The sequence below is a fragment of the Candidatus Nanosynbacter sp. TM7-074 genome, from assembly GCF_041006295.1.
Lineage (GTDB): Bacteria > Patescibacteriota > Saccharimonadia > Saccharimonadales > Saccharimonadaceae > Nanosynbacter.
This window is the reverse complement of record NZ_CP158487.1, coordinates 159,489-182,228: the sequence shown is the minus strand read 5'-3', so window position 1 is coordinate 182,228 and position 22,740 is coordinate 159,489. Positions and strand designations below refer to the sequence as shown.

The 22,740-nt window shown below is 44.8% G+C and carries 26 protein-coding genes and 1 pseudogene; 5 read left to right on the top strand and 22 right to left on the bottom strand.

Going from position 1 to position 22,740, the window contains the following annotated elements:
- Nucleotides 1-22: 22 nt before the first annotated feature.
- From TM074_RS00980 to frr, 8 genes are all read right to left on the bottom strand, one after another.
- Entirely contained in the window at nt 23-1,525 is a 1,503-nt protein-coding gene (locus TM074_RS00980) for a lysine--tRNA ligase (protein WP_369000528.1), read from the bottom strand.
- A 46-nt stretch (nt 1,526-1,571) separates the two neighbouring features.
- Nucleotides 1,572-2,033: a transcription elongation factor GreA gene (gene greA, locus TM074_RS00975; RefSeq protein ID WP_369000689.1), complete on the bottom strand. Its 462-nt coding sequence runs from the start codon at nt 2,031-2,033 to the stop codon at nt 1,572-1,574.
- Between the two features lie 125 nt (nt 2,034-2,158).
- Nucleotides 2,159-3,400, bottom strand: coding sequence for an aminoacyl--tRNA ligase-related protein (locus TM074_RS00970; RefSeq protein WP_369000527.1), 1,242 nt, complete (start codon nt 3,398-3,400; stop codon nt 2,159-2,161).
- An 18-nt stretch (nt 3,401-3,418) separates the two neighbouring features.
- Nucleotides 3,419-4,219: a lysostaphin resistance A-like protein gene (locus TM074_RS00965; protein WP_369000526.1), complete on the bottom strand. Its 801-nt coding sequence runs from the start codon at nt 4,217-4,219 to the stop codon at nt 3,419-3,421.
- The gene (locus TM074_RS00960) at nt 4,200-5,360 is read right to left on the bottom strand and encodes an RIP metalloprotease (RefSeq protein WP_369000525.1); all 1,161 of its coding nucleotides are present in this window, start codon (nt 5,358-5,360) and stop codon (nt 4,200-4,202) included. The genes TM074_RS00965 and TM074_RS00960 overlap by 20 nt, the downstream gene beginning before the upstream one ends.
- Nucleotides 5,357-6,052: a polyprenyl diphosphate synthase gene (gene uppS / locus TM074_RS00955; protein ID WP_369000524.1), complete on the bottom strand. Its 696-nt coding sequence runs from the start codon at nt 6,050-6,052 to the stop codon at nt 5,357-5,359. The genes TM074_RS00960 and uppS overlap by 4 nt, the downstream gene beginning before the upstream one ends.
- Entirely contained in the window at nt 6,045-6,464 is a 420-nt protein-coding gene (locus tag TM074_RS00950; protein WP_369000523.1) for a hypothetical protein, read from the bottom strand. Before TM074_RS00950 ends, uppS begins: the two co-directional genes overlap by 8 nt.
- A complete protein-coding gene (frr, locus tag TM074_RS00945; RefSeq protein WP_369000522.1) occupies nt 6,464-7,018 on the bottom strand; it encodes a ribosome recycling factor in 555 nt (184 codons plus the stop codon). The genes TM074_RS00950 and frr overlap by 1 nt, the downstream gene beginning before the upstream one ends.
- A gap of 90 nt (nt 7,019-7,108) precedes the next feature.
- Between frr and TM074_RS00940 the strand changes: the two genes are divergently transcribed.
- Nucleotides 7,109-8,161: a DNA replication/repair protein RecF gene (locus TM074_RS00940; protein WP_369000521.1), complete on the top strand. Its 1,053-nt coding sequence runs from the start codon at nt 7,109-7,111 to the stop codon at nt 8,159-8,161.
- A gap of 47 nt (nt 8,162-8,208) precedes the next feature.
- Here TM074_RS00940 and TM074_RS00935 read toward each other — a convergent pair whose 3' ends face one another.
- The 5 genes from TM074_RS00935 to TM074_RS00915 all read right to left on the bottom strand — a co-directional run bounded on the left by TM074_RS00935 (nt 8,209) and on the right by TM074_RS00915 (nt 11,839).
- Nucleotides 8,209-8,544 carry a DUF5663 domain-containing protein gene (locus TM074_RS00935; RefSeq protein ID WP_369000520.1) on the bottom strand — a complete coding sequence of 112 codons (336 nt, stop codon included), beginning with the start codon at nt 8,542-8,544 and terminating at the stop codon, nt 8,209-8,211.
- 41 nt (nt 8,545-8,585) lie between these two features.
- Entirely contained in the window at nt 8,586-9,608 is a 1,023-nt protein-coding gene (locus TM074_RS00930; RefSeq protein WP_369000519.1) for a hypothetical protein, read from the bottom strand.
- A 161-nt stretch (nt 9,609-9,769) separates the two neighbouring features.
- The gene (gene tsf / locus TM074_RS00925; RefSeq protein WP_039326988.1) at nt 9,770-10,366 is read right to left on the bottom strand and encodes a translation elongation factor Ts; all 597 of its coding nucleotides are present in this window, start codon (nt 10,364-10,366) and stop codon (nt 9,770-9,772) included.
- A gap of 1 nt (nt 10,367) precedes the next feature.
- Nucleotides 10,368-11,096: a 30S ribosomal protein S2 gene (rpsB, locus tag TM074_RS00920; protein ID WP_369000518.1), complete on the bottom strand. Its 729-nt coding sequence runs from the start codon at nt 11,094-11,096 to the stop codon at nt 10,368-10,370.
- A gap of 86 nt (nt 11,097-11,182) precedes the next feature.
- A complete protein-coding gene (locus TM074_RS00915; RefSeq protein WP_369000517.1) occupies nt 11,183-11,839 on the bottom strand; it encodes a hypothetical protein in 657 nt (218 codons plus the stop codon).
- A 133-nt stretch (nt 11,840-11,972) separates the two neighbouring features.
- Here TM074_RS00915 and TM074_RS00910 point away from each other — a divergent pair.
- Nucleotides 11,973-12,212, top strand: a pseudogene (locus tag TM074_RS00910) (type B 50S ribosomal protein L31); the annotation flags it as partial.
- A 206-nt stretch (nt 12,213-12,418) separates the two neighbouring features.
- Here TM074_RS00910 and TM074_RS00905 read toward each other — a convergent pair.
- The gene (locus TM074_RS00905; RefSeq protein WP_369000516.1) at nt 12,419-13,081 is read right to left on the bottom strand and encodes a uracil-DNA glycosylase; all 663 of its coding nucleotides are present in this window, start codon (nt 13,079-13,081) and stop codon (nt 12,419-12,421) included.
- Nucleotides 13,082-13,201: 120 nt separating this feature from the next.
- Between TM074_RS00905 and prfA the strand changes: the two genes are divergently transcribed.
- Entirely contained in the window at nt 13,202-14,272 is a 1,071-nt protein-coding gene (gene prfA, locus TM074_RS00900) for a peptide chain release factor 1 (protein WP_369000515.1), read from the top strand.
- On the opposite strand, the gene TM074_RS00895 is transcribed toward prfA, so the two are convergent.
- Nucleotides 14,262-14,510: a hypothetical protein gene (locus TM074_RS00895; RefSeq protein ID WP_369000514.1), complete on the bottom strand. Its 249-nt coding sequence runs from the start codon at nt 14,508-14,510 to the stop codon at nt 14,262-14,264. The genes prfA and TM074_RS00895 overlap by 11 nt on opposite strands.
- 246 nt (nt 14,511-14,756) lie before the next feature.
- On the opposite strand from TM074_RS00895, the gene prmC reads away from it, so the two are divergent.
- On the top strand, nt 14,757-15,587 hold the full coding sequence (gene prmC, locus TM074_RS00890) for a peptide chain release factor N(5)-glutamine methyltransferase (RefSeq protein ID WP_369000513.1): 831 nt from the start codon (nt 14,757-14,759) through the stop codon (nt 15,585-15,587).
- On the opposite strand, the gene TM074_RS00885 is transcribed toward prmC, so the two are convergent.
- From TM074_RS00885 to TM074_RS00875, 3 genes are read right to left on the bottom strand one after another with little or no spacing between them, the layout of a single operon-like run.
- Nucleotides 15,549-16,664 (bottom strand): S1C family serine protease, encoded by a 1,116-nt coding sequence (locus TM074_RS00885; RefSeq protein ID WP_369000512.1) that lies wholly within the window; start codon nt 16,662-16,664, stop codon nt 15,549-15,551. The two genes, prmC and TM074_RS00885, sit on opposite strands and share 39 nt — an antisense overlap.
- A 21-nt stretch (nt 16,665-16,685) precedes the next feature.
- The gene (locus TM074_RS00880) at nt 16,686-17,450 is read right to left on the bottom strand and encodes a hypothetical protein (protein ID WP_369000511.1); all 765 of its coding nucleotides are present in this window, start codon (nt 17,448-17,450) and stop codon (nt 16,686-16,688) included.
- A 21-nt stretch (nt 17,451-17,471) separates the two neighbouring features.
- Complete coding sequence (locus tag TM074_RS00875; protein ID WP_369000510.1) at nt 17,472-19,118, bottom strand: LCP family protein; 1,647 nt, start codon at nt 19,116-19,118, stop codon at nt 17,472-17,474.
- A gap of 41 nt (nt 19,119-19,159) precedes the next feature.
- On the opposite strand from TM074_RS00875, the gene lepB reads away from it, so the two are divergent.
- The gene (lepB, locus tag TM074_RS00870) at nt 19,160-19,765 is read left to right on the top strand and encodes a signal peptidase I (RefSeq protein WP_369000509.1); all 606 of its coding nucleotides are present in this window, start codon (nt 19,160-19,162) and stop codon (nt 19,763-19,765) included.
- Nucleotides 19,766-19,777: 12 nt separating this feature from the next.
- Here lepB and TM074_RS00865 read toward each other — a convergent pair whose 3' ends face one another.
- From TM074_RS00865 to TM074_RS00850, 4 genes are all read right to left on the bottom strand, one after another.
- Nucleotides 19,778-20,656: a ParB/RepB/Spo0J family partition protein gene (locus tag TM074_RS00865; protein WP_369000508.1), complete on the bottom strand. Its 879-nt coding sequence runs from the start codon at nt 20,654-20,656 to the stop codon at nt 19,778-19,780.
- Nucleotides 20,653-21,417, bottom strand: coding sequence for a ParA family protein (locus TM074_RS00860; protein ID WP_369000507.1), 765 nt, complete (start codon nt 21,415-21,417; stop codon nt 20,653-20,655). The genes TM074_RS00865 and TM074_RS00860 overlap by 4 nt, the downstream gene beginning before the upstream one ends.
- A 95-nt stretch (nt 21,418-21,512) precedes the next feature.
- Complete coding sequence (rplU, locus tag TM074_RS00855) at nt 21,513-21,818, bottom strand: 50S ribosomal protein L21 (protein ID WP_039326959.1); 306 nt, start codon at nt 21,816-21,818, stop codon at nt 21,513-21,515.
- Between the two features lie 64 nt (nt 21,819-21,882).
- Nucleotides 21,883-22,710: a sugar phosphate nucleotidyltransferase gene (locus TM074_RS00850; RefSeq protein WP_369000506.1), complete on the bottom strand. Its 828-nt coding sequence runs from the start codon at nt 22,708-22,710 to the stop codon at nt 21,883-21,885.
- Between the last annotated feature and the right edge of the window lie 30 nt (nt 22,711-22,740).

Genomic DNA, 22,740 nt, shown 5'->3' with positions numbered 1-22,740 from the left:
ACAAACTATAATCATGCTACAATTACAACTTCACCTGCGGATAGATCGCCCGCGTCGTCTCGTCGATGTCACTTCTTAGCTGTGGGAATGGCACGCCCTCACGCGCCGTTACGCCTTCAAAAATCCAAAATACCCGCTCAGAGTATCCCCAGCCACAAGCTGGCGGCATACCGTACTCCAGCATCTCCACAAAGTCGATATCCAGCATCATCGCTTCTTCGTCTCCAGCATCGCGCATCTGTTGCTGCTCAACAAAACGATTCAACTGATCAATCGGGTCATTCAGCTCAGAGAAGCCATTGCCCAGCTCCGACCCAGCGATTACTGGCTGGAAACGCTCCACCGTCTGCGGATTCTCGGGGTTAGTCTTAGACAGCGGACTGATAAACTTCGGCGTATTCACCAACCACACCGGCCCCGCTACATCTTTACGAATATTCTTCCATAATTTATCGATACTGCGCGGAATGGAATCAGTCTTTTCAACCTCTAAACCATGCTCCTTCAACTTGGCGGCCACCTCGTCAATCGTTGTATTATATACATCAATTCCATAACGCTTTTGAATCACCTCGGCATAATCCCAGACTTCCCATTCGCCGCTCATGTCAACATTAAATTTACCTAGCTGAAATTGCAGCGTACCAAACGTCTTTTGAAGTACGTCTTTATACATCGCCTCCATAAAGCGTATACCCTGCTTCCAATCCCAATACGCAGCATACCACTCCATGGCAATGTGTTCTGGCAAGTGCTCATCGGAATAATTCTCATTGCGGAAACGCGGCCCGAGATCATACACCTTCTCAAACCCAGCACCGATCAGGCGCTTCAGCGGCAACTCGTGAGAAATGCGCAAGTAAAACTGCTGGTCGTCCAGCGCGTCCATATGGGTCACAAATGGATTAGCGTCAGCGCCGCCAGTCGTATGCTCCAATACTGGCACATTAACCTCGGTAAAGCCGTGCTGATTCAGATAATCGCGCGTCGCCTGCCAAAACTTGCTGCGGCGAACAAACCGCTTGCGCACCTCTGGATTGACGTTCATGTCAACGTAGCGGCGGCGAAAACGCTCTTCTTTGTTCTCCAACTTTTCAGGCATCGGTCTGAGCGACTTGGTTAGTAGCCTTAGCTCACGCACGCCAACCGACTTTTCGCCAGTCTGTGTTGTCGTCATTACTCCGCGCGCCTCGACAAAATCACCCGTATCCAAAAGTTTCAGCTGTTTCATGCCCAATACGCCGCGGCTAGCGTCCAATTCCGCCACGTCATCGCGCTGCAAATATAACTGCACCTCACCAGACTGATCGCGCAGTTTGATGAACGCCAGCTTACCAAAACTGCGGATTGAAGCGATGCGACCTGCCACGACCACTTCCCGGCCTGCCAGCTCATCATAATGCGCTAAAACCTCGCCGCAGCCATGCGTCCGCTCCGACCGCGCTGGATACGGATCAACGCCTAGTTCACGCAGGGTTTCTAATTTTCGTAACCGTTCATTTCGATAATCTTGCAGTGTAGCCATAACAGAGATAATTATAGCACATTATCTGTAAATTATTTTAGAGGGCTTAAGAGATGGACTTAACAACGTAAGTGATTTCCGCTTTCGGCGTTTTAATCGTCACTTCATCACCAATTTTCTTACCAATTAGCTCTTTACCAATTGGTGATTGGTCAGAAATTCTTCCCGCCAACGGATCGGCCTCAACCGGCCCAACCACCGTATAGGACACGGTTCTTTCCGGACATTGCAATTCAACTGTACTGCCCAGACCAACACTTGAGGTGCCGCTTGATTTAATGATTTCAGCATTCTGCAAAATATCCTCAATCTCTAAAATCCGTGTCTCCACCAAGCCCTGCTCTTCACGCGCAGCGTCATATTCTGCGTTCTCGCTTAAATCACCAAAATCTCGCGCTACCGCAATTTTTTCAGCAATTTCACCACGCCTGCCTTTTAACTCCGCCAACTCGACTTCCAAGTCAGCTTTTCCAGCTTCGGTAATCTGGTAAGTTTTTTTCATAAAAATCTCCTCCTCTATTACATATAGCGGTATTAGTCTTATAACCTACACTAAATATAGTGTTCTATCTAGTCTTGATAAAGTCTATCTGAGTATAACAACCGCTATTTATTATGTCAATATAGCTAAGCTTAACGACTTAGACAAAACTCAAGTAGTTGCTGATAGTTCATCTTTTTCGTCTCGCCAGTTACTCGCTCAGTTAATTCAAATAATCCATCGCCATCAATTGCCCGATCACCAATCGTAATCCGCCACGGTAGACCCATTAATTCTGCATCAGCAAATTTCACGCCCGGCCGCTCATCACGATCATCAAGCAATACATCCACGCCACTATCCGCTAGTTCACCATAAAGCTTACCCGCTAGCTCTTTGCCCTTTTCACCGATTGCGACAATATGGACCTTAAACGGCGCAATATTTTCTGGCCAAACTAGCCCTTTCTCATCAGCAAATTTCTCAACAATCACCCCCATCACTCGCGTAATGCCGATACCATAGCTACCCATATATGCATACTGCTCTTTGCCATCAGCATCAGTGAACACCAGCTTCATCTCCTCTGATTTCTGTGTACCAAAGTTAAAGATATTGCCAACCTCAGCTGTCTTCACTTTTTCCAACTCACTACGGTCAACGCCAAGCTCCGCAACCGCCTCATCCAAGACTTCTTCATTCACCGCAATATTTTTAGCACGATGTAAATAAATATAGTCCTCACCAGCATCACAAATCGTCTGGAACTCGTGACTAAATTTAGTAAAGGCACCGCCAGAAGCAAAAGTCACATATGTCTCATCACCGATACCAAAACGATCATAACAGCGCTTATACGCCTCAATGACGGTATTATAGTAATTATCTAGGTCCTCTTTGCTAGCATGCACCGAGTACATATCCTTCATGACAAATTCACGACCACGCATAATTCCGCTCTTGGCGCGCAGCTCGTTACGCAATTTGTTCTGAAATTGATAAACACTAATTGGCAAATCTTTGTAGCTTTTTAGATAATTACGCAATAAATCAACAATCGGCTCTTCATGTGTCCAGCCAAAACCGACATCGGTGCCGTCTTGCAATTTAGACTTGAACCAGACGTCAACAACTTCATCGCTCCAACGACCGGTTTCCTGCCATAACTCTTTACGCTGCAAAGTGCTCATTGTTAGCTCTTGGCTATCAACCTTATCCATTTCCTCACGAACAATCTGCTTAATATTCTCAAGCACCCGCAGGCCAAGCGGCAAGAAAGAATAGACGCCTGCCATCGTCTTATGCACATAACCAGCACGGATTAGCAGCTGAGCGTTACGAGCCACCTCACCTGCTGGCGCCTGCTTCAAAGTTCTGGTAAAAAGTTGTGTCATTCGCATATTTTTCCTCCTTTATATAAATGGCAATAAAGCACCTATTTGGTCGACGGCGTTTGTATTGATAAACAGAAAATAAAAAGCTATACCGTTTTTCATCATATGCATCATCATCGGCACCCAAATTGCCCCAGTATACTCCCTGGCGGCACACATGACCAAACTTAAAGTAAATGTGTCAACTGCCACCGCCCACTGCAAAGGCGCGCTCGGGCCAACCCAAAGATGCGCCAAACCAAACGTTATGCTCGTCATAAGAACCGACAACCAAATTGAAAATGAATTGCGTAGTTTACCGTAAAGATACCCACGATATAACAATTCCTCAACAATCGGACCCAATACTACCATTACCGTAAATGCCATTAAGAGCTGCCAGTGCGACGCAAGTATGCTCTGGCTAAACGGTATCTCCTGTCGCTGCTGCATATCAACCGAGAAAACGCCACTAGCGATACTCATCGTGACTATCGTCAAGAGAAAATAAGCCACAAAAGCCAATGGTGAAATAAATATCTCCAGAAACGTCGGCCAGTCATTTACCCCTAAATCCTGAAGAGACGTTCGCCGTTTTTTAATGTATATTGGTACACCAATAACTACAGCCAATGATATACCATAAATAAAAACTGAAATCGCAGTATTAAAAATAACTGGGTTTATCGATTTTAGAGGAACACCAAGCCCGACTAGCTGATTAATCAGAAGCGAAATAATTAGTTCCACTATTAAGAACGCCCCATAAACCCAAATTGGCAGTGCCACCAATAGCCACCACTTTCGGCCTTTTAATTTCTTATAAAAGCTTCCCAACATCGCTCACAGTCACCAAAATTGTTAATATTAATAAAATCAACATGCCGGTAGCTTGAATATTTTCTTCACGCTCTTTCGTCAGCTCTTTCTTAAACAGACGGAATATCGCCATCGTAAACCAACGCCCACCATCAAGTGCTGGAATCGGCAATATGTTCATTACCGCCAGCGTCAGTGAAATCAACGCCGCCACAAAAATAACTTGGGCTATTCCAGAATTAACCACCGACGGAAACAGTACGCCCAATATACCAATTGGTCCGGCCACACTATCGCCAACAGACGACAAATCAGCACGTGCTGACTGCTTTGACTGTTCAGAGCCAAAAATCTGCCCGAATAAACCATGAGTGGTTTTCGCCAGCAGTACACCAACGCCTTTTATCGTCTCATAAGACAACTGACAGGTCGTTGCTATTCCCATAATAGGCGCCGACCAAGTGCTGTATATTTTTTCCGATTGACTAGGAACAACCCCCAAATATCCACCAGTTTTGGCAGCCTGTTCAGAATTTAACTGCACATCAATCAACGACTCTTTGCCATCACGACTATACTTAATCGGCACTTTTTTGCCAGCGTTCTGCTTAGTTATAATTGGCAATTTTTCCGCCTCAGTAAGTGGTTGGTTATTTATGTCAATCAATTGATCACCCACTTTAATCCCCGCTCTATCAGCTGGCGAGTCGGGAGTAATTTTTACCACCGATACCGGCGAACGACGTACTTCAGTGTCAAATGGCAACTGGACCTGATTCGACAACACCTTCGGCAGTCCAATTACCGCCAGAACCGTAAACAAAATAATTGCCGTCAACCAGTTCATCATAACGCCGGCTAGCAAAATCTTGGTTTTCACCCAAAATGTCGAACCACCATACGTACCTTTGCCCTTCGCTGAATCATACTCGCCTTTTAGGCGAACAAATCCACCAAGTGGCAACCAGTTTAGACTGAAAGTCACGTTTTCACCTAAAAAGCTCCGCTTAACTTTCCACTTTTTTGCGACTGGCGGAAATCCAATCCCAAACTCCTCAACCTTAACACCGTTTCGCTTAGCCGCCAGTGCGTGACCCAACTCGTGCAAGACCACCAGCGATATAAGCACAAATAGACCTAAAAGAATCCCCCAAACAATCATTTACCAAACCGCCTATTCCGATTAGCATACTCCTCTAAAATCACCGCCACATCGTCAGTAGTCATGTCTGGCCAATTTTTCTCCACAAACATCAGCTCGCTATAAGCCGAACGCCACAACATAAAGTTACTGAGACGCTGCTCACTAGAAGTCCTAACAATCAAATCACAGGGCGGCACATCTGGTGCGTATATATTTTGCGCCACCAACTCCGGTGTAACATTCTCAGCAGGAACCCCAGATTGAACAATCTTTTTAACCGCATCAGCGATCTCCAAATGTCCTCCATAATTTAGACATAAGACCAATTCACCACTATCTAAATTAGCTGTCTTTGCTTCAGCATCGTCAATTGCCTCAACTAGCGCGTCCGACAACTCATCCCTAGATCCAATCACCCTCAAGCGTATATTGTTCTCAATAAATGCCGGTAAATCAGCCTTTAGCATCTTTAACAGTAATTTCATCAAGTGGCCAACTTCGTCCTCTGACCGTTTCCAATTTTCCGTACTAAAAACATAAGCACTGACATATTTTACGCCACTCTGAAGCGTTTCTAAAGCCACATCTTTCAGTGCATTATAGCCCGCCAAGTGACCTTCGTACGCCGGTAAACCATGCTGCTTGGCCCATCGCCGATTGCCATCCACGATAAAACCAATATGTTGCGGCAACTCTGATTTTCTATTCATTTTTTGCCCTCCACTCATCAATTAATTCAACATCTCGGATATCTTTTTCTCGCCCACGCCAATTTTTCCATCGTCGTAGAAATTCCAGATTAACGAACCTAACGTCATCATATACCACTGAATGGCCCAATAAATCGTCATAGCCAACAACCTGACCATCAAACTCCCAACCGTCCCACAACTCAGCCGAGCCATCAATCTTTACAAAATACGGACGCTGATTACCATCAAGCTTTTTGGTCCAATCGCCATAATCTTTAGAAAGTTTTTTTATCAACTCAGAGCTCGCTGCAATATCAACATCTTCAGCCCGACGAATTCCTAATTGGTCTAAAATACCACTGCCAATAACAATAATCTGCTCAAAAGGCAGCCCCAACTCTTTTACTCTATCAGCAAAAGTTTCGCTCATTAAACAGTCAAGACGTCCTTTTCCTTCGCCTTAAACGCCTCATCAATTTGCGCCTGCATTTTACTCATTAAGCTATCAACTTCCTTCTCGACCAACTTCAAGTCATCTTCGCTTAGCTCTTTTGCGTCCTTCATTCGCTTGGCGTCCTTTAATGCATCCTGACGAATATTTCGCATCGCAATTCGGGCTTCCTCAACCTTCTCGCTCACCTGTTTTACTAGCTGACGACGACGCTCTTCAGTTAAGGCGGGGACTGGCACGTGCACCACTCGCCCATCGTCAGACGGATTAAATCCTAAGCTCTGGTTGTCGCGAATTGCAGAAGTAATTGCAGTAATATTTCCTGGATCAAATGGCGTCACCAGCAGCATCTGAGATTCTGGTGCAGTAATATTAGCCACTTGATTAAGCGGCATTTTTGTACCATAAGCCTCAACCATAACACCATCCAACATTCCAGCATGCGCTCGGCCCGTTCGAACTTTCTTCAATTCATCTTGGAAAAAGCCAAATGCGGCATTCATTTTCTCTTCATAAGGGTTTGTGTCAAACATATATTCCTCCAATTTATCTACCGCTATTATACCAAACTTCAGGCGCCTTGTCTGCTAATTTCACCTATTGACCCGTGATATAATAACAGAGTGATTTCTAAGATTAAGCTATATAATTTCCGATCTTACAGCCTACATGAAGCAACTTTTAGTGATTCTGGCACAGTTATCGTTGGGCCAAACGGCACCGGCAAAACAAATCTACTTGAAGCGGTTTACGTAGCCTTACGCGGTAGCAGTTTTCGTGGCAGTCTTAGTGATTGCATGACATTCAACACCCCTCAAACAATTATTCACTTAGAGGGAGACTTTGGCGCAAGGCGAATTAAATTAAACGCAGCATCAGGAAAAATTAGCAAAGAATTCATCATTAACGATAATAAATCAAAAGCCTTGACCAGAAAAAATCGTTTACCTGTAGTCCTGTTTGAGCCAAGTGAGCTACGTTTAATTTCCTCCTCTCCTTCCCGCAGGCGCGATTTTCTAGACGGGCTAATTGCTCGACTTGACTCCAAATATGACACTGACTTGCGAGCCTTCAATCGCACGCTATTACAGCGCAACGAGCTCCTAAAATCCCATCAAGAAGATTCGCAAATCTGGCGCGATAACCTGTTTGCGTGGGATATAAAATTTGTTCAATACGCAACCAACATCACCCAAAAAAGAGCTAAATTTCTCCAAGCTAACGAGCCTCATATAAAAAATTTATACGAATCACTAGCGGGAAAAAATACACAATTATCAATAGAGTATAGCACCACTGCACCACTAGAAAACTACGACCAATCTTTGCTTAACCGCCTAGAGAAAGCTCGCGAATATGAAATTGCTACAGGCTTCACTTCTGTCGGCCCACACCGTGAAGATTTCACAATTTTTCTCCATGACCAGCCGGCCATTAAGGTTGCCTCACGTGGCGAAATGCGCACCATTATGCTAGCCTTTAAACTACTAGAATTGGAACTCCAAACAGAAATCAGCCAATCGCGACCATTAATTCTACTAGACGACGTTTTCTCGGAGCTAGACGCCACCCGCGAAAAACTCCTCCAGGAAACCATTCAACATCATCAATTTATCGTCACCACAACAGATGCACGACACCAAAAAGATGGCTGCCTCATTATTTCCACGCAATAAAAATCCGCCCTCTCGCGTGAAGGCGGATTTATTTTTCCTAGGCTTATTTATGCTTGAATCGCATCGGAATTTTCTACCAGTTCCCCTAAAACAATCGCCACATTATCTTCGATGATCTCATCATATTCTGGAATTCGCTCACGAATCCATGCGTCAATTTCTTCAGCCGACACATTGCTATCTTGCATTTTTACCAGCTCCGCCAGCTGTTCGTCAGTCAAAGATTCAACGACTTCCTCGCTGATCCGCTCGTTGATTGTCTCTTCTACGTGCTGGATCAACGCCTGCATCTGGTCATCTGGTAAATTGACACCGATTGAATTCAGCTGTGCCTTGGTGACTATTGTTGCTCGAATGTTTAATTGGGTTTGATCGTTATTCATGATTTTATGATATCCTTTTTATTTTTTATTATCAATTATGCTTATTTGTTACTATCTGACTCTACTGGATCAAGCCTGTCTGCCACCCTTCTGGCAGCCCTACCAGCTCCTGATGAAATAATCTTGCCGAGTCGTTTCATCCAGTCAGCACCTTTGCCAGCAACTCGCGCAATTTTCTCTTTGGCAGATTCCCACTTATCACCAAGATACTCCCTACGAGCATCTCTTCGTTTATCCTTACGCTCCTTGGCAGCTGCAGCACGACCTCTTATCTGCTCCCTGGTTTTTCCTATGGAAGCATCAAGCTTATCAATCGTTGAATTAGTCAACCTAACCTCTTTTTGAGCATTTGCAGTATTGACCATTGCAATCTTCAACTCAGTAATCTTCAGCGAGCGATCCAAAGCAGCCCTTTCGACCGTTAGTTTAGACAACTCCGTAGGATTTTCTTCCGCCTCTCTCTCGGCCTTGGCATAATTCTCCTCAGCTTCCTTGAGTTCTTGGCGAGCCTTTGCTTCTGCTTCTCCAGCCTCTATTAACTCTTGCTTTCTCTCTTCTAGCTCTTGCTCCGCCTCAGAGACTTTCTTCTCTTCTTCTTTAATTATTGACTTATCTGTCGCATTATCTTGCTTATCCTGTTCTCGTGCTTGGCGATATTGTTGCCTATCAGTCTCACGCTGAGCACGACCCTCCAGCCTCTTAGCTTTACGCTCACGAGCCTCTGATGCCTTTTGAGAAATAAACTCACGACCACCCGTAAATAATTCCGTAGCCTTATTTTTTGCTACAGTATAGGTGTCGCTGATTTTTTCCTTAGCCTGACCAACCCTTTCTGCAGCCTGTCCGGGCAGCTCAGAACCACGACTCACTCCAATATAAAAGCTCTCGGACAATTTTTTCCACGTCTTAGAAAGACCTTCCTTCACCTTAGCCTTTAATACAGCCACCTTTTCTTTACCATCAGCAATTCGCTCATCACGCGACTTTGGTATATTCCTAAGCTCATATGTCTCTGTATCAGGCACTTCAGCGTTTGGACTAAATTTTACTATTTCTTCGCTCATATTATTCCTTCTTGTTTTTCAATAATTATCCGTGGCTTTACTTTTGATATATAGACATACTAGCATAGATTTGCTATTTTGTCAATATACTTATGGTAAATATTGACAAAATCAAAAATCGGCTACATTGCTGTAACCGATTTCCTTTCTGTATATAGAGGTTATTCGCTGACGCCCAGCTCAATTCGCTTAAATTGGCGAACCACAATGTTCTCACCCAATTTAGCAATCGCTTCCTTGATGTGCTGCTCAACAGTTTTGGAATCGTCCAAGATGTACGCCTGACTCATCAACACTTGCTCAGCAAAGTGCTTGTTCAGCTGACCAGCCACAATCTTCTCGCGCATCTCTTCAGGCTTGCTTGCTAATGCCTCGCTCGCCATCAACTCAGCCTTCACCCGCTCCATTTCCTCAGCTGGAATATCCTCTGTAGAAGCATACTTTGGGTTCATCGCTGCAATCTGCATAGCGATTTCGTGCGCCAATGTCTTAAAATCATCCAAACGTGCCACAAAGTCAGTCTCACAGTTAACTTCGACAATCACACCAATTCGACCAGAGTGAACATAGCTTTCGATCAAGCCTTCACGTGCTTCACGGTCGCCTTTTTTCTCAGCCTTGGTCAAGCCTTTTTTGCGCATCTCTTCCAGCGCCTTATCAAAGTCACCGTCAGCCTCAACCAATGCTTTCTTTGCGTCGGTCAAACCTACACCTGTCAATTCGCGCAGTTTTTTAATGTCGTCAACAGAAACGCCCATCCTATTTCTCCTCTTTTTTCACTGGTTTTTCTTCAGGTTTCACACTACCCGCACCTTCAGCAACAGCTTCGGTGAAGTAGTCTAATAGCAATTGAATACCCTTGATGGCGTCGTCGTTACCTGGGATAACGTAGTCAATACCAGTTGGGTTGACATTCGTATCAACGATAGCAAATACTGGCACACCCAAAGTCTGAGCTTCACGCACTGCATTTGCGTCAGTCAAAGCATCAACCACGACCACCGCACCTGGCTTACCCATCAAGTCTTTGATACCGCCATATTTAACGTTCAAGCTATCGATTTCCTCTTGGAAACGCTGCACTTCCAATTTGTTGTAGCGCTTTTCGAGGTCACCTGACGCCATGCGCTTTTCCAAGTTCTTCAGCTTCTTGATCTGCTGAGCAATCGTTGAGTTGTTGGTCAACATACCGCCAATCCAGCGTTCAACCACATATGGCTGATTGATCTTTTCAGCAGCCTGACGCACCACGTCTTTGGCTTGCTTTTTCGTACCAACAAACAATACTTTGCGGCCTGATGCTGCAATTTTTGTTAATTCTGGCAATGCCTTGTCCAATGCCTCAACCGTCTTGACCAAGTCAATGATGTGACTGTCCTGACGCTTACTGTGAATATATGGCGCCATCTTTGGGTGCCAGCGGCTGGTTTTGTGTCCAAAATGAACACCTGACTCCAGCAAAGCCTTAATGTCTACCTTTACAGACATTCTCTTCTCCTTTTGCCTCATCCGCCCACGATTTGGAGTGTGAAACGGATTGTGTCATTAAAATTAGTTACCTGATGATTATACCACTAATCCCCATCAGAGGCAACCATCCCTTGACGAGATTGAACGAATTTTTCCAATTCCTCGCTAAGCTCTATTCTTTCTAAACTAGTATCTAGAGGTGAATATATAGAAGATACCTTTTTAACATCACAATCTTTAGTAAACTCAAAATACTCAATTCCACTATCCGAAACGACAGCGCCATAAGTACTAGTCTTACGGTTCAAATCTTCCACAGTCATAGGCGGAGTTGGTTCGCCAGATACGTTTGCCGATAGCTTAAAGAATAGCAATGAAACTTTTTCTCCCGAAGGAATTTCATCTTCTACGCATATACGACGCGCATCAAAGGCTACAACCGAAGTATGGATATCTAGCGACACTTCTCTATATGAATCTTGAATCGTCTCATGCGGCCTAAATAATTTTGCAGTTACCTCTTTAGGCTTACCTGGCGTCTGGTCGACTCTAACCCCAAACTCACCACCAACTAGCGCCACCATACGCTCTGGCTCCCCCGAATTATATAGTTCAAAAGATTCGGTTTTATCGGAATTTTCTAATATCATTCCTAACTCTTTTGCTATTGCCAATTCCTTAGAGCGACAAAAAGCCTCTCCCGCTAAACTGCTCAAGCCAGTACTCTTACTCTTATCATATATCAAAGAGCCATTTTCCATAACACATGCTCCTCCTAAATTAGCTTATCTTATCTGTAATTATGCGCTACTTTTTACGTATACGTCAAGGCGTCCGCACGCCCTTTCGGTAAATATTGCAATACCTGCGGTTTTTTGCTAAAATACCAAGGTTATGAAAAGCAGTATTCACCCACAGAACTATCGCCCTGTCGTATTTAGCGACGATCAAGCAGGCTTTGCGTTCTTGACTCAGTCAACAGCGCCAACAACGGAGACTATTAAATGGGAAGACGGCAACGAATATCCGTTAGTCAAAGTTCATATTTCATCAGCTTCACATCCATTCTTTACTGGTGAGGAGAAGATTATCGACACCGAAGGTCGAGTTGATCGCTTTAAGGCGCGTCAGGCAGCAGCTGAAGCTCGCCGTGCCGCATTGGCAAATAAAGCCAAGAAAGCTAACGCCAATAAAGCCACAAAAGCTGATTCTCCAAAATCAGATAAAAAGGCTAAGAAATCTAGCAAATAGTAAGGTGTAGCGCCTTAAAAACCACCCAATAGTTGGGTGGTTTTTTATTCATAAGTAGTGTAATACCACATAAAACTATTCTTCATCAATCAAGGCAAACGCCAGTCAATTTCCCCGCGACCCTGTCGCACCAGAAACTCATTAGCACGCGAGAACGGCCGACTACCAAAGAACCCGCGATGCGCCGAAAACGGCGACGGATGCGCACTAGATATTTTCAAATGTTTCGGATTAGTAATCACCTGTCCGACTTTTTGAGCGTGCGCACCCCAAAGTATAAACACCAGCGGCTGATCATAATTATTCAGCATTTTTAATAAATTTTCGGAAAATTCCATCCAACCATATCCGGCATGACTACCCGCCTGGCCACGACGAACGCTCCAACTGGTGTTCATCATCAGCACGCCCTGCTTACCCCACGGTTCCAAAAAACCACTAGTCGGCATATCACCGCCGATATCATCCACAAGCTCTTTGAATATATTTTGCAAACTTGGTGGCAATTTCACCCCGCTCCGAACCGAAAAACTCATACCATGCGCCTGCCCTGGCCCATGATACGGGTCTTGACCAATGATTACTACTTTTACTCTGTCCAGCGGGCAAGCAGCGAAACATGAAAACATATCCTGACGTGGCGGATAAATATCAAATCTATCACGCTCCGCATCAACCCGATTCATCAATGCCCGAAAATAAGGCTGCTCAGCCTGATCCTCAACAAACTCCCGCCAGGTTGCAAACTTCATATTCTCATTAAACCACGGCTAATCCAACGTGACAATCGTTACGCCGCGACACATTATATCGCGATCTCCGCGCATCTTTGCAGCGCATAAGCCAGCCTACCTGTGGTATAATTTTATAGTATGACTAAAATCGCACTAGATATAGAAGCATTAAACGCTGAGCGATCCGAGCTGGGCGATTTTTTAGCACGACCAGACGCTTATAATGCACCAGATTTTACAGCGAAAAATAAGCGATTTTCAGAGCTGGAAACCTTGATTGCAAAAGCAACTGAGCGTCAGCAGTTAACTAGCAATTTAGCGGAAGCCAAAGAACTCGCTACTGGCGGTGATGAATTGGCGGAGCTAGCAAAAGTGGAAATTGCCGAAACTGAGACAAGATTGACAGAACTTGAAGAAGAGTTATTCATCTTACTCACCCCCAAAGACCCTAATGACGAAAAGAACATCATCATGGAAATACGTGCCGGTGCAGGCGGCGACGAAGCGTCATTATTCGCGGCGGAACTATACCGCATGTATTTACGCTGGTGCGAGGCACACAATTACCGAACTGAGCTGATCGACCAATCACCCAACGATTCTGGCGGCTATAAAGAAGTAATCTTTAGTATTAAGGGAGACTCACCATACGCTCAATTAAAATTTGAGGGCGGCGTGCATCGAGTTCAACGTGTGCCAGTTACCGAAAGTCAAGGACGAGTTCACACTTCAACCGCCACGGTTGCGGTATTGCCAGAAGCTGAAGAGGCTGATGTCGAGATAAATGCGAACGACCTCCGAGTCGACGTATTCCGCTCAGGCGGACATGGTGGTCAGAGCGTCAACACCACCGACTCAGCAGTGCGTATCACCCACCTACCGACCGGTATTGTCGTTACCAACCAAGACGAGAAATCTCAGATTAAAAATAAAGAAAAGGCGCTAAGCGTGCTACGTTCACGACTATTACAGATGAAAATTGACGAGGAAAACGCCAAATTAACCGCCGAGCGTCGCTCTCTGGTTGGAACTGGCGACCGCTCAGAGAAGATCCGCACCTACAACTTCCCGCAAGATCGCATCACAGACCACCGCATTCACTACAGCCGTAGCAATATCCCCGCTGCAATGAACGGGGATATCGACGATTTAATTGAGAATCTACAGAGATATGAACGTGAACTAAAAGCGAAGAACGCTAATCATTAAAGAGATCTAGATGTTTATACTCTAGATCACGTGCAGCATTAGCCCATTTTTCTCGATGCTCCGGACTCAAAGATTTATCACCTGCGCGCTTCATATACTTTTCATATAGACCCCGGATAGCAGCTTCATCAGCAGTTCTCTGTTCTTCAGGAGTCATATTTCTACGCGCCTCTTCCCACCGACTCAACAACCTTTCAGTATCGCTCTCTGCTGCTGTCCCTTCGGTTATTGTATCCATAGGCCTTATTCCACCTCCATCACTCCCCAGACCAAGGCCTATTCCCATAATCACATTACTGGTGGTGGGAAGTTCATACTTTCTTTCTACCATACTATTTAATATCGTCCATTTTTTTCGCTTAATAATACAAACAATATAATACTATCTTTGGCTTTATTTGTCAATATCTTCTACAATCTTAGCCCTTAATTTTGCAAGCATTTTACTTTTTACATTCCATAGATATATGTTATAATTAACAATATGACTATCTCTGATTGGCTAAAGGTGGCCACCAAGTCCTTAAAGAATATCGGTATTTCATCCGCCAGATTAGACGCCGAATTGATATTAGCCAACACTTTGCGGAAAAACCGCACTTACCTACACGCTCACCTGGACGAAAAAATCGATCCCAGGCGACTTGACATCGCCAATGCCAGACTAGATCTGAGGTTAGACCGCGTGCCAATCGCTTATATTCTGGGCTATAAAGAATTTTATGGCCGCAGATTTACCGTATCGCCATCAGTTCTAATTCCCCGCCCAGAGTCCGAAGATTTGATTTATTTATTCTTAGAATTGACCGCTAGTGAGATTACTGAAAAAACCCTCATTGACGTAGGTACTGGTTCTGGCTGTCTGGGAATAACCGCCAAACTAGAGAGGAACAACCTGTCTGTTATTTTGTCCGATGTTAGCAAACCAGCTCTGAAAATTGCCAAAAAAAATGCCGACGCACTGAAAGCAGACGTCACAATTCAGCAGCAGTCTTTACTTAATGGGCAAATTAGACCAGTTGACTATATTTTTGCTAATCTACCTTATGTTGATAAGGATTGGGACGTTTCACCAGAGCTCAAATACGAGCCAGAACTCGCCCTCTTTGCTGAGGACGAAGGGCTTAAACTTATCTTAGAATTAATCTCACAGGTACCAAGGTGTCTCACTTCAGGTGGACTACTATTCATTGAGGCCGACCCTTGCCAGCACAATAGAATTATCGATACTGCTATAAAAAACGGGTTCAACGAAGAAAAAAGACTTAACTATATTCTAGCTCTGCGGCTTATACGCGCCCAAAACCAAATCTAAAACCAGCTCTTTATTACCGCGCAAAACCGTAACTTTAACTGTCTCTCCTGGCAAAAACTCAGACACTAAAGTCGATAAGCTACCATCATCACCGACATTTTTATCATTAATCTTAGTGATAATATCACCACTTTTTATACCAGCTTTATCAGCTGGACCATCTTTTTCTATAGTGGACTCCGACCCTCCAGTGATGTAAGCGCCAGATTTTACCGGCAGCTTATATTCCGACTGAATGTCTGGCGTAATAGATGCGTAACGGACACCCAGATAAGCCTTCTGGACACCATTGCCGCTTATAACACCTCTCACCATGCCTTTTACGGCGTTAATTGGAATAGCAAAACCGATGCTTTGTGCGTCAGAGGCAATAGCTGTATTGATGCCAATCACCTGTCCTGCCATATTAATAAGTGGCCCACCAGAGTTACCAAGATTAATCGGCGCGTCAGTCTGCAACAGGTCAGTCAAGCTTTCTGTTTTAGCCCCCCTAGAGTCAGAACTTGCTACAACTGGTCGTCCTTTACCGGAAATTATGCCGCTAGACACAGTATTCTGATATTGCCCCAGAGAATTCCCGATGGCAACAACTTTTTGCCCAACTTTTACCGTGCCAGAATTACCAAGCTCCGCCACTGGCAGCTTCTTAGCATCTTTAATTTTTAAAAACGCAATGTCATTAAGTGGATCGACACCGACTAATGAAACATCAGTAAATTGGTCTCCATTATGTGTAACTACTCTAATTTTTTGAGAATTTTTAACAACATGCTTATTTGTCAAAACATAACCATCAGCGCTAATAATAACGCCAGTCCCGGCGCCCATCTTCTCAGAATCCTCACTAGAGACAACTATAGAAACGACACTAGGTGAAACTTTATCAACAACTTTTGAGACGTCGCCATCGCTGACTGTTATTGAATTACCGTCATGCTTTACGTCTTGAGATAGACGATTAGCCAGCTGAAGCGTTATCCAACTCGTTAAGAATATTATACTAACCAGTGTGGCAGCGCCCACCACACCACCAACCAACCATAAGGCTAATCTCTTCTGTTTGCCAGAATTTTGCATATATTTTCACCTCCCTATCAATTAAATAGTCACCGAATTGAGAAACGCAAACATCACGAATATAATAGCAATTGTAAGAATTACCGGCCCAGATATATCTGAAAAACGAACAATTTTATGCTTTTTATACGACTGATAGGCCTTGCTGGTAACGAGCGATAGTAGCAGTAAAATTATGGTAATTTGCGGAACGCCACCAAACAACAAGCCACCGTAGACAAACGTCCAATGATAAGCCAACCAGCCCAATTCAGCAAAGACGACCCCCCAAATTGCAGACAATAGTACAGTTTGCCTCTCGTCATAGCTGTGTAGGAAATGACGCGCCGCGCTATAGCCGATTAAGAACATCAAGAAAACGACCACAGAAACTGGCCAATCATAAGACACGGCCATTAGCGCGGTAACTCCAATAAAAATAGCGACAGCCGACTGCAAAGCCACTTGCCAACGCTTCGACATTGGCTTAATTACAATCAGCCAAATAGCGTAGAGTATTGCCAAGAAAGCTCGGAAATATAAACTTGACGTAGACAGATACATCAAGCCAACCACGCCGACACCAACAGTTAGATCAACCAAATTAGCCTGCATGTTTGCCCACCAAAAACGTGGCCGTACAGCGATTATGCGCCATTTACTCAGGACAACAAGCGCTAATGCTGGATATGGCGACTGAATAGTTTGGGCGATAGCAAATAGTACCGCCGCCAAGCCAATATTTAAGACATAGTAAACCAGTTCACTCCAAAATGTCCTGCGTTTAACTGTTTTTAGTAACTCCATAACTCCTTCTATTATACCAAACTACGATCCAGATCCCACCACAACGATAAACTGGGCGTCAACGCTTAGGTTATATTTTGGAGAGTCAGACGAAACTGAACCATACATTTCCTCAAACTTCGATTTTGTAGCAGATTTTTCTTTACCGGCTGGCAATTGATAGACGCGAGTTTTTGTCGACTTCTCGTTGCCCGGGGCGTTGCCAACATGAACTACTTTTAGACCTAACTCCGACAGTCTATCCGCCTCTTTCTGCGCAGCGCCACTTATGCCGCTACCGTTCAAGACAGCAACCGTCGCCTTTTCCTTGGATAGCGGCGTGGAGTAAATTTCTGACTTTATATAAGCACGAATATCGCTATAATCATACAGTCCTGCGGCTGGTTGAACTATACTTGCACCACCTGCTGTACCAGTTGTCATCAATGTATTATCTGACTCCACAAAGCTCAACCGATGAATATCGGATTCTTTGATTTCTGACGCCAGGTTCATAATAGTCCGAATCTCTTTCGTATCTATATTGGTACGCAAATTCTTACCCATAGCATCCATTAGTGAAGTCACTTTACCAAAGTTTGTTAAAGTACCAGTAGAGGTTGCCTTACTCTTAAGAGCCATCAATACCAACTGCTGGTTCTTCTCACGGTCAAAGTTAGACTGTTCCAGGCCGTATGTCGGCGCCACTAATCCACGAGCTCTAGAAAACCACATAGCCTTTTCACCGTCCATCTCATGGCTACCATTAGCCAGCTGCATATAATGTCCAGTTGGGCAACGCGCACGACGCTGCTGAGCATTTAATTCCTTAGCGCGACACATCCAGTCCATGCTTGGATCGAGAATTCCTCGCGGATCACGACTCTGCACATTGACCGTAACGCCACCAACCGCATTAACCGCGTCACGAATCACTGCTGTATTGATATGTGCCACATATTGAATATCCATGCCAAAAATATCACCAATAAATTTCTTTGTTTTGTCCATCCGCTCAGTCTCGGCCTCTGGACTATTGCTATTATTCACACAGCCAAAATATTCGTTAATTTTACCAGCATAGCCGGAATTACATGCCATGCCAAACTTAACGTATAGGTCCCGTGGAATACTAAACATGTAAGCATCCTTTTTCGTCTGATTAACACTAAGGACCATCATCGAGTCAGTGAGTGTTGCACCCGGATGATCTGGATCGTCATCAGTTGTACCGAGAATCAGCACATTACTTCGTCCATAAGAATCCTCTTTTAATTTCTGCTGCGAGAATAGATCGAAGATATTACCATTACCAAATACACTGTGCATTGTTTGCCATACCTTCAAGAGCAACCAGCCAGCAACAATCGCTATTATAATCCCAATAATTGCAAGAATAACCCTCACGATAAGCTTTTTCTTACGTTTTTGCTTCCGCTCCTGTCGATGTGATGGCTTGGTGCTCTCATCAATAGCTGCCAATGATTCGCTAATATTCTGCTTTAATTTATTGGCAGCAGAAGCTGGACGTTGAACATTACCTTGAATATTACTCAAAGCACGTGGCTTGTCCTGGGTATCACTAACACGCCCGATTGTGGTCGTTTTCTTACTAGAAATTTCCCCCAACGAAGCTCGCTGCGGCCGTCCGGTGACAAAACCGTCCATCGACTGTTTGCGTGATTTCATATCTATTGATTATAGCACACGAAACGCTTATAATTAAAGCAATGGACGCTACTTTTATGGATCGTCATCCAAAGTTACAAGATGGCCTAGGGATGGTCATTTTCGTTGTAGGAGTGGTGATTGGCACTATTTTATTGAACACATTTGTGTTTCAAACATTTAACGTCGAAGGCGCCAGCATGGAAACTACCATGTATACTGGCGACCGATTAATCGTCAATCGCTTGCCAGTTACATCTTCAAAATTACAGAATAAGAACTACATTCCCAAACGCGGCGAGATTATTGTTTTTAAGAACCCTAATTTTAACGCCTCGACCGGTAAGGATGAATACATCGTCAAGCGTGTAATCGCCTTTGCCAGCGAACGCGTTACTGTAAAAAACGGTACAGTGACAGTCTACAATAAAGAAAACCCTAATGGCTTCAATCCAGACACTTCTGTTAATAAAAATGAGCCAGGTCAACCAACTTCTGGCGATGTTGATTCAACCGTGCCCGACGGCACCGTGTTCGTTATGGGCGACCACCGACAGGGTAGCTATTCATGCGATTCCCGAAACTGCATGGGACCAATACCCCTATATGACATAGTTGGTCCCGTTAGTTTGCGGATATTCCCCTTCAATAAAATTCGCTCTTTCTAATACCAATAAGAACTATCTTTCAAGCAATTCTCGTATTCGTTCAAACTCAAGACCATCCTTAAATTTGATACTAATCTGGCCCGCTCCACGTCCGTTAGTACGGATCTTCACACCTGTACCAAACCTCTTAGATAGGCTCGCCACCGCGTCCGCATGCGGCATATCCGCCGGACGACGTTTATTCTCAATTGGACTATCCTTAGCCTGCTTCCACAGCGTCACCACCTGCTCAACCCGACGCGCCGACCATTCTTCACGAATCGCCCGCTCCATAATGTCTTCCGCCGCTTCTTCAGGTAGACCAATAAGCGGCCTAGCCTGGCCCTCATTCAGCCTTCCTTCAAATAGTGCTTTCTGTACAGACTTTGGTAATTTCAGCAGTCTCAGCGTGTTACTGACGGCGCTAATGGACTTACCGCCCAAACGCTTGCCGATCTCCTCTAAAGTCATGTTAAACTGGTCACGTAATTTCTGATAAGCTGTAGCCGTCTCCAGAGCATTCAAATCGTGCCGCTGCAAATTCTCAATCAAAGAAATCTCCAGACGATTCTGGTCGTTCATGCTCCTAACAATACAAGGCACCTCTGTTAATCCGGCCTTATTAGCAGCACGCCAGCGCCTTTCTCCCGCCACAATCAAATATTTATCGCCCTTTGGCGTCACCACAATTGGCTGGACCACACCGTGCTCACGCACCGACTCTGCCAGCTCATTCAGGGCAGTCTCATCAAAAAAGCGACGCGGCTGATCTGGATCTGGAACAACTTTATCAATTGCAATATCTCTTAAGCGCGATACCTTCTCGTCCTGCTGTGCTGTCGGATCAAATGTTTCGTCAATCAAATTAGTTGGGATCAACGACTCGAAACCCCTACCTAAACCTTTTTTCATCGCTCCACCCTCTCTATAATTTCCTTCGTTAATGCTTTATAGGCGCGAGAACCCTTTGAAAATCGATCATATGCTCCGACTGGCGCGCCGTGGCTAGGCGCCTCTGCCAAACGAATATTTCGCGGAATGTTATTCTTAAAAATTTTATCTGGAAAATACTTCTTAATTTCCGCGTGAACCTGCCCAGATAGTGTAGTCCTGGAGTCCATCATCGTCAGCAAAACACCCAATAATTCCAAAGGTGGATTAAGCCCCTTCTTTATCAATTTCATACTTTCAAGTAGTTGCCCCAAGCCCTCCAGCGCATAAAACTCCGCCTGAACTGGCAGCAGTACGTAATTAGCGGCAATCATGCCATTAACGGTTAACAGGCTCAGACTCGGCGGACTATCAATAATGATATAATCATAGTCTGTTGCTTTTTTCAGCGCCTCACGCAAACGAATAAACCTACCTTCCGCCTGGGCCAGTTCAACTTCTGTATTTGCCAGGTGAGGCGTGGCTGGTGCAATCGACAGATTTTTATATTCGGTCGGCAGGACAATATTCGCCAAATCAATTTGCCGCATAATCACCTCAGATATCGTTGCGCCCAGATTCTGCTTATCAATCCCCAGACCACTGGTTGCATTGCCCTGAGGGTCAAAATCCACTAACAGAGTCTTCTTACCAGCTTTTGCCAAAAAATATGCTACGTTAATCGACGTCGTTGTTTTACCGACGCCACCTTTTTGATTTGTCACCGCAATGATTTTTGTCATTCGTTCCCCTTTTTACCTGCCCTAATTATAGCATGAGCAAAACAGAAATAACAGACACCAAAAAACCGCTTCTCTGATGGAAGCGGCTCTTTCAATTATTTGATTGACGTAATCTGAATCTTGGTGTACTTCTGGCGATGACCAGTTTCTTTGTGAACGCGTTTTTTGCTCTTGTAGCGGATAACGCGAATCTTGTCGCCCTTAACTTCCGCCTCAACGACCTTCGCCTTCACTACCGCGCCCTTCACCGTTGGCGTACCGACTTTTGTTTTATCACCATCAATCACTAAAAGTGCGTCGAGAGTGAGTTCTTTTGTGCCTTCAGGGAGGAGATCCACCAAGAGGGACTCTTTTTCGCTGACAATATACTGTTTGCCAGAGATTTTTACGACTGCTTTCATTTCGTTCCTTAATATATATTTACTATCAGTGACCAATTATAACAGAGACAGACGATACATGCAACTAGTTTTTCTGCAGCTCAGCCATGGCGTTATTGGCGCGCAGCCAGCCGCTGGGCGAACCGCACTCCATATAGTCACCCTTAGCCTCGCCCACCGCGATGACGCCACCACTGGCAATATACGCGTTGATGGCGTCAGTCAGCTCAAACTCGCCGCGCTGTGGATTGGCAGGCAATGTCCGTGCCAGTTCGAAAATTTCTTTGTTGAGAACGTAAAAGCTTGAATTGCTGAGGTTACTTGGCGCTTCTTCTAGCTTTGGCTTCTCAATGATGCGGACAAAATTGCCCTGCTCGTCAGTTTTGATGATACCCGTCTGCGGGATAAACGCCTCCTCAACAGGATTACCCAACAAACCAGCCGACAAGCTGCGAGCCTCCACCAATTCCGCCAGATCGGCCGCATTTGAACCGCCATCACTGCGCCAAAAGAATTGGTCACCCATAACCACAAATGCCGACTCACCCGGTTCAATAAATTCACTCGCCAATCCCACCGGGATGCTCGTGCCATAACCCCCAGTACTTGGCTGGGTTAAAAAATGTATTCGCACGTCACGGAGCGGCGCTACCAGAGCTAATTTGTCCTGTTTACCAGCGCGCCGCAAATAATCGTTCAGCTGAATATTTGACCGATAATAACTCTGCACCTGAGTGCTCTGCTCACCGACCACGAAATAAATATCCTTCACGCCCGCCCGAACAATATCTTGCACGATATAATCAACCACCGGTCGCGTCCCCACCGGTAGCATACACTTTTCGATTGATTTGGTAATCGGCAGCATCCGCGTACCCCAACCGGCAACTGGAATGATAGCTTTAGTGATCACACTTACCTCCCATATCTTCAACTCTTTATA

Excerpts from the sequence above, each read along its gene's own strand:
- TM074_RS00875 (WP_369000510.1), bottom strand. The coding sequence starts at position 19,118 with ATGAAATCACGCAAACAGTCGATGGACGGTTTTGTCACCGGACGGCCG.
- frr (WP_369000522.1), bottom strand. The coding sequence starts at position 7,018 with ATGTTTGACACAAACCCTTATGAAGAGAAAATGAATGCCGCATTTGGC.
- TM074_RS00885 (WP_369000512.1), bottom strand. The coding sequence starts at position 16,664 with ATGCAAAATTCTGGCAAACAGAAGAGATTAGCCTTATGGTTGGTTGGT.
- TM074_RS00970 (WP_369000527.1), bottom strand. The coding sequence starts at position 3,400 with ATGACACAACTTTTTACCAGAACTTTGAAGCAGGCGCCAGCAGGTGAG.
- TM074_RS00935 (WP_369000520.1), bottom strand. The coding sequence starts at position 8,544 with ATGAATAACGATCAAACCCAATTAAACATTCGAGCAACAATAGTCACC.
- TM074_RS00905 (WP_369000516.1), bottom strand. The coding sequence starts at position 13,081 with ATGAAGTTTGCAACCTGGCGGGAGTTTGTTGAGGATCAGGCTGAGCAG.
- rpsB (WP_369000518.1), bottom strand. The coding sequence starts at position 11,096 with ATGTCTGTAAAGGTAGACATTAAGGCTTTGCTGGAGTCAGGTGTTCAT.
- lepB (WP_369000509.1), top strand. The coding sequence starts at position 19,160 with ATGGACGCTACTTTTATGGATCGTCATCCAAAGTTACAAGATGGCCTA.
- TM074_RS00895 (WP_369000514.1), bottom strand. The coding sequence starts at position 14,510 with ATGGATACAATAACCGAAGGGACAGCAGCAGAGAGCGATACTGAAAGG.
- TM074_RS00980 (WP_369000528.1), bottom strand. The coding sequence starts at position 1,525 with ATGGCTACACTGCAAGATTATCGAAATGAACGGTTACGAAAATTAGAA.
- TM074_RS00865 (WP_369000508.1), bottom strand. The coding sequence starts at position 20,656 with ATGAAAAAAGGTTTAGGTAGGGGTTTCGAGTCGTTGATCCCAACTAAT.
- TM074_RS00965 (WP_369000526.1), bottom strand. The coding sequence starts at position 4,219 with ATGTTGGGAAGCTTTTATAAGAAATTAAAAGGCCGAAAGTGGTGGCTA.
- rplU (WP_039326959.1), bottom strand. The coding sequence starts at position 21,818 with ATGAAAGCAGTCGTAAAAATCTCTGGCAAACAGTATATTGTCAGCGAA.
- uppS (WP_369000524.1), bottom strand. The coding sequence starts at position 6,052 with ATGAATAGAAAATCAGAGTTGCCGCAACATATTGGTTTTATCGTGGAT.
- TM074_RS00880 (WP_369000511.1), bottom strand. The coding sequence starts at position 17,450 with ATGGAGTTACTAAAAACAGTTAAACGCAGGACATTTTGGAGTGAACTG.
- TM074_RS00915 (WP_369000517.1), bottom strand. The coding sequence starts at position 11,839 with ATGGAAAATGGCTCTTTGATATATGATAAGAGTAAGAGTACTGGCTTG.
- TM074_RS00960 (WP_369000525.1), bottom strand. The coding sequence starts at position 5,360 with ATGATTGTTTGGGGGATTCTTTTAGGTCTATTTGTGCTTATATCGCTG.
- TM074_RS00860 (WP_369000507.1), bottom strand. The coding sequence starts at position 21,417 with ATGACAAAAATCATTGCGGTGACAAATCAAAAAGGTGGCGTCGGTAAA.
- TM074_RS00950 (WP_369000523.1), bottom strand. The coding sequence starts at position 6,464 with ATGAGCGAAACTTTTGCTGATAGAGTAAAAGAGTTGGGGCTGCCTTTT.
- prmC (WP_369000513.1), top strand. The coding sequence starts at position 14,757 with ATGACTATCTCTGATTGGCTAAAGGTGGCCACCAAGTCCTTAAAGAAT.
- prfA (WP_369000515.1), top strand. The coding sequence starts at position 13,202 with ATGACTAAAATCGCACTAGATATAGAAGCATTAAACGCTGAGCGATCC.
- tsf (WP_039326988.1), bottom strand. The coding sequence starts at position 10,366 with ATGGGCGTTTCTGTTGACGACATTAAAAAACTGCGCGAATTGACAGGT.
- TM074_RS00930 (WP_369000519.1), bottom strand. The coding sequence starts at position 9,608 with ATGAGCGAAGAAATAGTAAAATTTAGTCCAAACGCTGAAGTGCCTGAT.